The 12,297-nt window shown below is 39.7% G+C and carries 10 protein-coding genes; 1 reads left to right on the forward strand and 9 read right to left on the reverse strand.

Annotated features, from left to right (window positions below):
* Positions 1-50: 50 nt before the first annotated feature.
* A complete protein-coding gene (locus FSB73_RS22980) occupies positions 51-1,163 on the reverse strand; it encodes an RNA-guided endonuclease TnpB family protein (RefSeq protein ID WP_146787821.1) in 1,113 nt (370 codons plus the stop codon).
* A gap of 339 nt (positions 1,164-1,502) precedes the next feature.
* On the opposite strand from FSB73_RS22980, the gene FSB73_RS22985 reads away from it, so the two are divergent.
* Complete coding sequence (locus FSB73_RS22985) at positions 1,503-2,726, forward strand: hypothetical protein (protein ID WP_146787824.1); 1,224 nt, start codon at positions 1,503-1,505, stop codon at positions 2,724-2,726.
* A gap of 336 nt (positions 2,727-3,062) precedes the next feature.
* On the opposite strand, the gene FSB73_RS22990 is transcribed toward FSB73_RS22985, so the two are convergent.
* The 8 genes from FSB73_RS22990 to FSB73_RS23025 form a co-directional block, all read right to left on the reverse strand.
* Complete coding sequence (locus tag FSB73_RS22990) at positions 3,063-4,289, reverse strand: Wadjet anti-phage system protein JetD domain-containing protein (protein WP_146787826.1); 1,227 nt, start codon at positions 4,287-4,289, stop codon at positions 3,063-3,065.
* A gap of 96 nt (positions 4,290-4,385) precedes the next feature.
* Entirely contained in the window at positions 4,386-5,453 is a 1,068-nt protein-coding gene (locus FSB73_RS22995; RefSeq protein WP_146787829.1) for an SbcC/MukB-like Walker B domain-containing protein, read from the reverse strand.
* Between the two features lie 119 nt (positions 5,454-5,572).
* The gene (locus FSB73_RS23000; protein WP_146787834.1) at positions 5,573-5,890 is read right to left on the reverse strand and encodes a hypothetical protein; all 318 of its coding nucleotides are present in this window, start codon (positions 5,888-5,890) and stop codon (positions 5,573-5,575) included.
* A complete protein-coding gene (locus FSB73_RS23005) occupies positions 5,887-7,848 on the reverse strand; it encodes an ATP-binding protein (RefSeq protein ID WP_146787837.1) in 1,962 nt (653 codons plus the stop codon). The genes FSB73_RS23000 and FSB73_RS23005 overlap by 4 nt, the downstream gene beginning before the upstream one ends.
* A 169-nt stretch (positions 7,849-8,017) precedes the next feature.
* On the reverse strand, positions 8,018-8,581 hold the full coding sequence (locus FSB73_RS23010; protein WP_146787840.1) for a DUF4194 domain-containing protein: 564 nt from the start codon (positions 8,579-8,581) through the stop codon (positions 8,018-8,020).
* Between the two features lie 137 nt (positions 8,582-8,718).
* Positions 8,719-10,236 (reverse strand): DUF3375 domain-containing protein, encoded by a 1,518-nt coding sequence (locus FSB73_RS23015; protein ID WP_146787843.1) that lies wholly within the window; start codon positions 10,234-10,236, stop codon positions 8,719-8,721.
* A gap of 439 nt (positions 10,237-10,675) precedes the next feature.
* Positions 10,676-11,293: a redoxin domain-containing protein gene (locus tag FSB73_RS23020; protein WP_146787846.1), complete on the reverse strand. Its 618-nt coding sequence runs from the start codon at positions 11,291-11,293 to the stop codon at positions 10,676-10,678.
* Between the two features lie 65 nt (positions 11,294-11,358).
* Complete coding sequence (locus FSB73_RS23025) at positions 11,359-11,898, reverse strand: TlpA family protein disulfide reductase (protein ID WP_158639690.1); 540 nt, start codon at positions 11,896-11,898, stop codon at positions 11,359-11,361.
* Between the last annotated feature and the right edge of the window lie 399 nt (positions 11,899-12,297).

The raw sequence follows: 12,297 nt of genomic DNA on the forward strand, positions 1-12,297 counted from the left end.
TCCGTTATGGTATGTCAACATACCCTCACCTAGAAGGCGAGGGCTTGTCACTACTGTCGGATAAATCCGACAACGCGACCATGGGCTGATTGACTGCAGCCTAATTCGGCGATGTTTAATGCTGCATTCTTGTCCGCATGGTCACCGTGACCACAACTGCAGCACACAAATTCGCTTTGAGTTTTCCGGTTTGCCTTTTCAATATGACCACATTTATGACATCTTTGGGAAGTATAGGCTGGGGGTACCAAAAATACAGGTACTCCGGCCAGCTTAGCCTTATAGATGATAAATTGGCGTAATTGATGAAATGCCCAACCAGAAAACCTGGAACGTTGGCTCTTGCGAACCCTTTGCCGTCTGCGAATACCAGTTAGATCTTCTAACGCTATTGCAGATCCGGTGCGTTTGGCCTCGTCCACTATTCTTTTACTTATTTTGTGATTCTCGTCTCTTTTAAAACGCTTCTCTTTGCCAGAGTTTTTTTTCAATTTTCTTTTTGCAGAACGGGTCTTCTTTTTTTGAAGACCAGCTCTTTTGGCCTGGTTCTTTTTATGTACCTTTTCAGTTTGCTGGCCATCAAAAGACTCGCCAGTAGATAAAGTCGCTAACTGATTGATGCCCAAATCAACACCGATCACATTTTCGTGATCTATTAATTCGGGTTCCGGGATATCACAACTGACATTTAAAAAAAAGTGACCGTTACGAAAAAACAAATCTGATTCTCCCTTTTGAAATGCCAACAAATTACGGGCATTATCTCCAACCTCGAATTTCATTATTTGCCTTCCTTCAAGCGTAAGTATGCTTAGGCTATCACTGGAGAGATCAAAGCTGATCATACGACAGTCAAATGCTACCGCCCCTTTTAATCTGAAGGTTCTTTGGGTATCGATTGGACCTGTAGCCTTTTTGGCTTTAACCTTGTATGCATCTGCAACCTTACCAATAGCCCGGATGGTCATTTGGGATTTAAGTCCAAAATCCTCCCGTATAGCGTAGTATGTTAGCTTATGCAACCTTATTCTATTAAAACACTGGTTATCAAAAGCCACCGCTGATATTTGGTTGCAGGCAAGGTTCATTGCCGTTAATGTTTCCATTAACAGACCAAATTGCTCCCGATCTGGAACTAACTTTATTTGTGCTACAACTACCATATCTTTGACAAAGATAGATAAATCTTTTAGTATACACAAATATTTAGTACAAAAAACTACAATTATTTTCAAGCCAATTCTTGAACTTAAGCCTCCGCCTAAAGGCGGTGGTTTCAACCCAAGAAAAAAGACAATGATAATTTAGTTTTGAGATCAAGGTCATTTAATGTTCTACAAAAAATGGAGACATCCAAACCAACTTAAAATGTAATATCAAATTGAACTCAAACAGATCGTTGTTTGTTTAAATTATAATTTTTGCCCGCACCAAACATGTAGTAAATTATTACAATTACAAGGCAAAATAGATTGTAACGCTCATATTATTATATTTGTGCCATGGCAAAATCAAACAAGAAGAAAAACGGCAAAGGCAAATCAAAAACGATGGTTCCCACCCCTACCGTAAGTAAGCGTAGTTATTTTGAATCTGAAAGGCTGCGTAATTTACCTTTTGATAGATGTTATTTTGGCCATTATAAAGACCAAGGCGATAAATTCCTAATGGCTGTCTTTACCAGAAGACATGTCACAGGAAATATTTCGTTTGGTTATTTTGGTATTTCTGATGATTTTGGGGAATTATTTGATGTATTTTATGACTATAATTTATCTCAGGAAGACTTTGATGAATTATTTAAAGACTATGAACTTGCCCCATTTGACAAGCTTCAAGCGCTGGAACAGCTAGTCTATGACGCCGCACTTTGTGTTCATTGCTTCGGCGAGAACCTACCGGAGGAATTTAATATTGCAAAACGTATCCTACCGGACCAGCTGGAAGGCTGGGAAGAAATCAGCCTTGAAAAGCTAGCATCTTTTCAGGTGGTCCAGACTGAAGAAAACACAGCTGAATTGCCAGAAAAATGGCAGGATATAGACGATATTTCAGATAGCGAATTATCAGATAATGAAGCTGTTTTATATGACCCAACAACCGTTCAGCAATGGACAGCTGCTGACTGGAAAAGTTTTCAACTAGAATTAATGGCCAATTCCGATGATAAGGCCGCGATATTTGATGACTGGTTTATACCGCTTGCTTACACCTTTGAAAAAGTATTTTTACAGGAGTGGCCCAGGTATAAAGATTGGGACAACGCCCTTGCAATACTTGAAAGTTCCCCAGCCAATTTAACTATGGTTCCAGACAAATCAACCTATAAAAGCACAAGTCATGAATGGCTGGTAGAAAATGCACTATGGTATGGCATTGAAGATACAGCTGGACAAAATGTGCCTTTAAGAATGGTAGCCATATTAGAAGAGATGATTCAAAAATATCCTCAAAATCCGCGGTTCAAGATACTATTGCATACTTACTATAAAAATTTAAATCAGCAGCAAAAAGCATTGGAGGTGTCTTCAACTTACCATAAATTACTTCCTAAAAACTCGAAGTGGCTAATTTATTACTTTGCGGATATTGTCCTTTCCGAAGACGATGAGCTAATCAGTAATTTTTTGGCGCAGGGTTGCCTTTTAGAACAGCATTTGGCGCAAAAAAAGCAATTTAACTATCGAGAATATTTTTTTATTATTTCACCCTGGGAAATTCATTAGCAGGCGCTACAAATATTGGCACTTTATGGCGTTTATATAAAGCATTGACGCATATACCTGAATTCAAAGAATATAAGGTAATGCAAAAAGTTTGGCAAAATCTGCTTTACTTTCCGCTACATGTAAGTTTCGAGCTATTTCTAAGGAACGATCCTAAGGAAATGGAGCAGGCCATGGCAAAAATACTGGAATAAAGCCAGGCATTTATAAAACAGGTTTATTCCCAATTGCCGTTTTTAATTCGACTTAAAATATTTCTGTCCACACGTGCTAATATGGCTGCAAAAACATAATTTTACCGGTATTTTGGTCCGTAAGAATGTCATAACAGTAAGGTTATATAGACCTTCCCATTATCTCATTCAGTAGGTAGTTTTTTGCATATACCTGGTCAATTTTCTCTTGTTCCAAACGATTAAGTGAACTGCTTTTAATTAACTGGTAACATTTTTGTTCCGCTGGTGTAAGTAAGCTGAGCGTCTCTGCCTTATTTTTTGCGCCTGTTACCTGATGCTCACTAAAGGCTTCCAGGGTTACTACATCCATCATAACGCTTTTTGTATGCGGAAAATAGCTTCTGAGCTGATGCAGTATCTGAAAACCATGTTCATCGATATCACCCCAGTAATAAATATTTACTGTTCCTAACCACTTCGCGTCTCGTAAGCTACTCACCTGAAATCCCCCTCCGCTCCAGATGGATATGGCGCCTGGCAAATCAGGGAGCGTCAGAAAATTCATTTTATTTTCCGTGATCAGTACGTGATTTACTGGCAATACCAAATGATTAAAATCACTAATTGGTATACTTATATCAGCCAATTTGAGGCCTGATTGACTTGAATGGCTTGATTGACTTGAATTTCTTTGCTTAATTTCAAGCAGGTTTTGGTTTTTATCCAAATTATTTATTCTGATAAGCGGCTCATCGTATCTTAAGTAATATCTTCTATCTACTCTGTGCTCTTTAGGGTTTCTAATATCATCTGGCAGTAGAAAATCAAGCAGCGAACTTATTAAAGCCGCATTTTGTTCAATAAACTTGGTATGTACCTGAATGGGCAATTGCCGAATATATAAATTAGGCCGTGGGCAACCCACAAAATAAAGACATACCTGTAAAATAGCTGTCCAATGCACATTAGGATTGGTTAACCAACCCGCATTTAGTAATAACCAATCTTTGAGGGCTGGCATTGTATTTTCAATCAACGGTAAATGCATTTGAAAGGCCTGCCACTCTTTAAGCTTACCTGTGAAATTCAAATAATCCTCCAGGCTTTCAAATTCAATAAAATCAGGTAATCTTTGCGTCCCTGTTTTCTGAAAATGATAGTCTTTTAGGTGGACCACATAACTTTTGGCTATATTGGGTTTTGCATGCTGCAATAAAGCAGCTAACTGCTGCTGTATTGCAGCATAACTGCCTAAAATATCACCCGGCTGGATTTTCCCGATCCGGGTAATGCTTTTTGGGAAATAATCTTGTCCATTAACCGCTGCTATTAACAACTCAGGCCACCATTTTAAGGCTTGCTTTTTTATTTCTTCTGGACCAATCACTTTGGTTTATTTTTATGATTCACCTACTGGCTGGTGCCCAGCAATATCTTGATCGGCACCAGCGGGCGATATTCAGGAAGTAGTTTCTGCTGTAATTTACCCTTCATTTAGCCGGTGGTAGCCCGGCTCGATTTCTTGCCTATCTGCCCCGACAAAAGGAACTGCTCCACTGCTGGCGTCACTTTGCGCTTTACCCGCCAAGCCCAAATCTTCTGTCTCAGTAATATTTTGATTATTTTCAGTTTCTTCCATGTCAGCGCTACCCTCCCGCTTTTGTTTTTCCTTTAAGTACTGCTGTTTGGTCAGCGTTGTAACCTGAGAATTATTGCCGTCCGGATTGCTGATAAAATGGAATGAATTTACATAGTTATCAATTACATGAATTTTCTGCAATGGGGTTACGATTAAAAGCTGCAGATTTAGCTTTCTAAATAGCTCCAGTCCATACCTAGTACTCTCATCGCTCCCCTTACCAAATGCCTCGTCAATTACGACAAATCGAAAATTTTTGCTTTTAGCCTCTCCTATATTCAGGCCAAACTGATAAGCCAAGGCACTGGCTAGAATGGTATAGGCCAATTTCTCTTTCTGGCCGCCGCTTTTTCCGCCGGAACTTTCATAAAATTCTTTGTCCGCATTATCCTGGCGGTATCTTTCCATGGCATTAAATTCATACCATTTTCTAACATCTGTCACGGTTAAGGTCCACTCTTTGTCAATATTTTCGCTGCTGGCAAACCGGTCAAGGATGGTTTTTACCTGCTCGTATTTTTCCTCTGTATAGAGATCACTGTTCTGTCCCAGGGTATTAGAATAACAGTTTTTAAGATCTTCTTTAAACTGGCGCACTTCTTTATGGCTGGTGGTATCCATAAGAATGGTGATATAGGTATCCTGTACGCTGTTATAGACGATTTGTTCAAGACTCTGATTAATGGTCCGTATTTTCTCTCTAATATCTTGTTCATAGCGCAGTAACTGATTATGGAATACTGCAATACTGCGAATTACATCTGTATTGAGCTGGGTTTTAAAACGCTGTTCGTGTCTTTTTAGATCTTCCCGGGTTAATTGTTCAAATTTCTTAATGTATTCTGCCCGGTTTTCTATGGTAGCGGACAGTTCATCATATTCTGCCGGGGAATGTGTCTTAATATCACGCATTTTATTCTCAGCATGGGTCGCAAATCCCCGCTGACGCCCTGTGAGCTTTTTGAGTTCCCCGCTATCACCTCTGTATTGTTTAATAAACTCCTCTTTTCGTTTGTCAATACCTCTAAGGTTTAATTGGACGGTTGCCAGCCTCTGATCAAGTTGGGCAAACCACTCATCTTTTCACTTTGGGTTAGTTCCCGCAAATCAGATCTCAGCGCCGCGGATTCATCCAAATACTGATCATAGGAAGCTTTCAAACCTCCTCTTTTTTCCACCATGGCTCTCCCTTCCGACTTACTGGCTTCAATTTGGGCAATAACTTCTTTTTTGCTCTCCTCTAATCTGGCCAACACGTCGTTGTTATAAAGCAATTCATCTCTTTCTTTTTCCAATTCATGGATGCTGGCAGCATGCAGCTGCCAGTTGATCCTGGCATAATCTTTCAAAAAAGAATGTTATTTAAAATATTATATTGATCTTCATTTTTATTTTCCTTGCTTTCAATGGAGGACTTCTTTTCACTTGCCTGAGTTAACTGCTGCTCAAGATCTTCTACCGAGCACTCCATCAATTTAATTTTGTCCTCATTGCTCCAGCCAAGCACAAAATGGCGTCTGTCAAGTACATTACTACGGTCATCCTTGGTATGTCTGATGCGACCACTTTTAATCAGCCCCTGCCTGGTAAGTCCATAAGCCACATGTGCTAGTCCGTCCACGTCTGTGCAGATATAATCACCAAAGTTTTTCTTGATATGCGCTTCCAGCCAGTCACAAAAAAGGCTGTCTGGTTTAATATCCACTTTATAGAATACGCTGTCTGTATCCAGTTCCTGACTTAAGGATTTCACATTACTTAAATCAGCTTCCAGATAGGTCAGTTTTATACCTCTTCCATCTATGGAGCGAAGTTGGTTGTCATTTACGTACCGGCTGACACTTTTATAAAACTGACTGGGTACCAGTAAGCTGATGGCCGCTGCATGTAGTAGTCGCTCTACGGCCCCTTCCCAGTCTTTTTCAGCTGCCTGTACTTGTAATAGTTCACCGGCAAAGGGTAAATCGGCTTGATCAATTTCCAGATCGCTACAAAGCTGGGTTCTAAATTGTATCAGCCAGGCAGGTATTTGCGTTCTTCTGGCTTTTAGAGATTTTAGTTCCGCTTGTTCTGTTCTTAGTTCACCTTCTAGCCTTCTTAGCAGGGATACAGCCTGGTCACGCTCTAAACGCAGTGTATCTTTTAATGCCAGACAGGCAGCCTGATCTCGCTCTGCACGCTGCAGATTATGGTAAAAATCTGCCTCATTTTCTGTTTTACTAAGCCCGGCTCTAGTGATTAGTTTATCATAATCTTCATATTCTTTGCGCGTAATGGCCTTGTCTTTTTCATGGGTTTTAATTTGCTGGCCAATTTGCTCAATACGCTTGCCGCCGTTGCCCGCGATTTCCAGAACAATGCCTTCTTTTTTGGTTTCCAGTTCCTGCTCTCTTTGCGTGTGCTGTAATTCTTTGGCCGCCAGTTTTTCCAGATCCTTTTCAATAACTTCCATGGCTGTAATAATCAATTGCAGTTTCTTTTCTGCAAACCAATAAGGAGCAACCTGCAATAACTTTTCAACTTGTTCGATTTGCTCGCTTACCTGTCCATAACTCACGGCTGCTTCCACCAGTGGCTTCAGAATAGCATGTTGTTCTCTGGCATGAACGACGGCCTCATGGGATTTTTTTAGATCCTCAAAGCGTTTTAGCAGGGATTTGATTTCTTCCTGAATATCGGTTCTCTCCAGCATCTGTTCACGGACAAAGTTGGTCAGGCTGCTGACAGCTTTCATGGAGACGGTCTGATTAAACAGATCAATCGCTTTTTCGCTATTCATACCGAATAGCCGTCTGAAATGTTCACTATACTGCGTAAAGTTGTCATTAAATAAAGTGACTCCAGGGGTTTTCCTAAGATTTTTCCTTAGTTCATTTACATCTGCAAAACCGTTAAAATGCCTGGATACGGTAAGCAGTGTGCTGCTGCTTATAAATAGTTTTTCTACTTTATTATCCTTTCCAATCCAATAAATATGGGCCAGGCAAACGGTTTCGTTATAGCCTTGATTTTTAAAATGACCGATAATCACCGTATAGGTATCATTATCTGGCCTTATAAAAACCTTTTTAGCAATTTTGGTCGTTTCTTCTTTCTCCTTTTTGAACTCCCCCTTTATATAACTGGATAGATCACGCTCTTTGCCCTCTGCGCCGGCAGCTTTGTTAAAAGTGATCTTTTTATAAGGAACCAATAAGCAGGTGAGGGCGTCTACCAGGGTGGATTTACCAGAGCCAATATCCCCTGTCAAAAGTGCATTGTGACCTTCCAGTCCCAGCGACCAGATCTGTCTGTCAAAGTTCCCCAATTAAGCACTTCCATTGACCAGAGTCTATATCCTGAAAGTGGTTCTCCAATTGCACTTCCACTTGCGTTAAATAATTCCAGCTGTCCCATTTTTAAATATATATATTATCGTTGATAACTTGTTGTTTTTCTAATTATTAAGTTTGTAGCGATTAATAGGTCTGCCCCAATCACTCATTTTTTTCTGTTGCGTATTTTTGTAAGGCATTAAGTGTTGATTCTATTACCTCTGCATTGATAAACCCTTTGATAATGCGGTGTATTTCGTATTCATTGCTGCCAATTTTACGCAAAAACCCTAACTCAATGACCTTTTTAATGGCGCTGACAATCTTGTCTTGTTGCTTGGCCTCATCTTCTGCCGCTGGCAGATACAGTCTGGCGCGGTTAATAATATCCGGTTCAGTGATAATAACCCTGACAGCGCCGCCCTGCGCGTCCTGCTCCAGCATATATTTTCTAAGGATTAGGCATAATAAAGAGATTTGATAGCTTAATTGTCTTTTTTCAATTAATTTGGGGAGCTGAGCACCTTCAGGCTCATCTTCCCATTCATATTGCCTTAAAAAGCTGTACCCTTCTGTTTTGTCAATGTATACTTCCAGACTCAGGTCCTTAAAATAGTTTTTTATATCCGCTTCAAATTGAAGCAGATTCTCCCAGACCTCTTTTTGATGGTTATATACAATGCCCTTTAAAAGTGAAATCAGGCTCAATGAATAATTTGCTTCCATATAAATTAAATTCTACGCGTTTAATTTTTTTTACTACTTAAAGCGAATTTGCTTTTCTTATATTATGTACGTTTTCTTCTTTCTGCCTTTTGTTTGCAAAGCCTCTTTTTTACTAAAGGCAATGAGCAATACGAATGTTACCGGTTAAATAAGATCACTGGCACTTTTAATTGATACCTGCCAGCTCCAGGTAGCTTAGGTGTCTGCTCAATTGCATTCTCCCTTAAAGTCAAGTCTTCCAGGTTCATCTCCTTAACTGCCAAGGCCTCAATATCCTCCTTATTTTTTGCGCCAAGATCTAATACCTCTTCCTGATCGCGTAAAATAAGGTGTTTTTTGTGGTTGGTGGCTATCTGAAGATAACCCAGCACTTCTGCCACACCTTTTTTTATGGGAAATAAGGAAATGAGCTGGCCCAGAGATACCTGGGGCTTGGCTTTTAGCGCCTGCCTGATATTACCTCTAAGCACTTCCAGATCTACATAAAACTGGTTGAATAATAAATTGGTATCCACATTTGCCTGACCTTGCTGGACGCTACTGCCTGTAAAGGCTACTTTTACAGGTGGGCTAAACAGGGGTCTTCCCATTATAAGATCCGGTTTATAAAAGCCGTCAATTTCCATTAACCAAGGCTGGTCAGCCACCTGCTCTTTATAATCAAGTAATAAGGCTTCTATTTTTTCTATATTTTTGATGATATTTCTACTCTCAGTCAGGTTTTTTTGTTCAACAAACTTACGGAGTTGTTCGATCAGGCCGTCATTGCTTCTATTGACTTTATCGCCAGCATCGACTAGATTGATTTTGATCTTATCGACTATTTTATCTCGTTTGACTTCTTCGATTTCTGGCAAATCGTTGACTTTCTCTAGCAATTCTTCTAATTCTTCCTGCATTTGCTGACTCATCAAAAATTCCCAGAAGCTTTTAAAACTTTTACCTTGGTCCGTATTCCAGAGGTAGTCTTGCTGTTCAAATACCTGATCCAGCAGTTTCCCTTTAGCCAGATTGCTTTTGACAATGGTTTGCCGGGTTTGTCTATCTAAAATCCTGAAATTCTCTTCTACCTGTCTAAAATCAGATAATAATCTTTGGGCGGTTTCTACCGCTAAATAATAGTTTTCTTTAATCTGTGTACTGGATGTTTTGACAAAATTACCGGCCCGGATCTGCGTCATCTCATCCTCAATCTTCTGCTTTTCGGCCTCCAATTCTTTTAATCTTTCCTGGGGTCCGGCGGTACCACTGACGATTTGTTTGAGCAGCTGGAAAAACTGCAGCAAACGACTGTGTGTCCCGATAAATTCCTGTTTATTCAGATCTTCCAACCATTTTAATGCACCTTCTGCGGAGGCGGAAAGTTCAAACATGGGTTCGTCTGCTGTTTCATAATAGCGGCGTAAATAGCCCTGTTCTGCCCATCTGATTAAATAATCCTGTGGCGACTTGGGATAATCTGTTATCTGTTTTTGCTGTAATGCATATAAAAAGTCACCTAGCAGACTTTGTAACTCACTTTCCAGGTAGGCGATTCTTTCCTTTTGCTTAAAAGCCAAATAAAAAAAACTGACTAATAAAGGAAAATGCTCGGCCCTGAGTAGCTGCAGGGTTTTATCACTTTTATATAAGGATAATGCTTTTTCGTAATTCATTTTAATTTGGAAAAATGATAAATAATGGTAGAAGTGTCGGTCAAAATTGCTTAAAAACGACCTATTACAAGGCAGAATCCCTTACCAATCAACTATTTAGTCTAATGATGCTTAATCTTTTTAAATAACGTTTAAATCTTAACTCGTTCAAACCAACAAAAATACAATTTTATAATGGTAAAATAAACTTGCAAAATACACATTTTTGTGCAAAAAATATTAAATATTTTAGCAAATTAAATTCAAGGGCTCCCTGATTAGAATAAGGAGTTGTCAGGTAGTTTTATTTTGAGGGAAATAGCACGAAAATAGCTGGTCGTCAGCACATATCTCCTCCGCTACTCTCTGATAAGTGCGGCCATATCATTTATAAATTCGTCCCCTGAAAAATTATGGGCGCCTTCCTTTTTGAATCGGATCCGTCCTTTTTTATCCAATACTATGGTTGTTGGCAGCGTTCCTTTATAAAAGATCGGGGGGTAGTAATTAATCGATAAACAGGGAGGGTATAACCACTCTTTTTCAAAAATGCTTGTACATTGCCACTCTGGTAATCCATAATATCGTCTTCATTGAGCAGTAAAAAAAAGACCTCGGGATTGTCTTTAAACTCAAGGTATAATTTCGCTATGGACGGCAGTTCCGCCCGACAGGGCGGACACCAGGTTGCCCATATGTTGATAAAAACGACTTTTCCCCTAAGTTCACTAAGCTGCGTTTTTTGACCATTTTCATTTTGGAAGGTAAAATCAGATGCATCATAATAAGATGCATCTGATTTGGTAGGGCTTTTAGAAAATGCTTGACCGGTTGCCTGGTCAATGCGTGCATTGAATAATCCGGTAAGCATCAATTTTTGCAGCAACCAGGTCTTTGCATCTCCGCTAAACAGCAAAACGGCAGTGATAACAATAAGGGTTATATTGACTAACCGGCTCCTAAGGCGATGGGTAAAAACGCTTCTGAAAGTCTTTTTTTGGGGCACTGCCGGACTGCGTGCCGTCTCCTTATTATTTTGATCAATCGGCTGGATTTTGTTTCTATTCTTTATTGCCATTTTTTATTTTTATAAGCATTAAAAAAAGCCTTTCTTAGCATAGTCGCTTTTACCCTACCTTAGGATTATTTATTAATCAATTTGTTTATCGCTTCTACGACCTCCGTAGTACCATAATCCATCGCACCTTCAATTCTGGCGGCAAGGACGCCTTGTTTATCCAGTATAATGGTTGTTGGGATGGCCTGCCCGAGATATTGCGGCGCAATAGCACCAGCGGCTTTATAGACAGGAAGGTCATATCCTTTGTTTTTAACATATTTTGAGGATGCTTCAACTTTCCCATCAACATCCACCATCAAAAATATAATATCTTTATTGTCCTTAAAGTGAGCACGGAGTTTATTTATGGTAGGCATTTCTTCTCTGCAGGGCGCGCACCTGGTCGCCCAAAAGTTAATAAATATGACTTTACCCTTCAGATTACTTATCTGAACCACCTTTCCGCTAGCATCTTCAAGCCTCAGATCGGGCATCTGGTCTGCCTCCTTCTTTTTATCAGTCATGGAGTTAGTTGTGGCCGGCGCATTTTTCTTATCCGGTCCTTTTGTTTGTTCAGGGCCGCTCTGGCAGGCAAGTAGTGCTATGCTGAAAAATAATCCCATTATTAAGGTGAATATTTTTTTCAATGGCTGAGGCTTGAATAAAGGTTCCAGGAGACTGGTTTTTACACTGCTAATGTTGTTTGTATTTTTTTGCTTATTTAAGAACCGAGGAAGTATAAGGTCATGCTCATCAAAAGGGCATTGGTTGTTGTATATTTTTTGTACTTGTTGCATAATATATATTAGGTTTTTTAAATTATTATTTTAATGAAGCAGCCATCAGGCTGGCAGGTGGTCATTTTTGCAGCCCAATAGCCCAGTGGCTTTTTAGACAGGTAGGGGAACTTTATTTGCGCTCCTTGCACCCTGTATATAAACTACTTTTGATGGGCTAGACTGGCAACATAACAGCGGCACTTAAATGTGGGCGGATTGCTCCTGCTATTGTCCACTTTTATT

It is taken from the genome of Arachidicoccus ginsenosidivorans (genome assembly GCF_007971385.1).
Taxonomy (GTDB): Bacteria; Bacteroidota; Bacteroidia; order Chitinophagales; family Chitinophagaceae; genus Arachidicoccus; species Arachidicoccus ginsenosidivorans.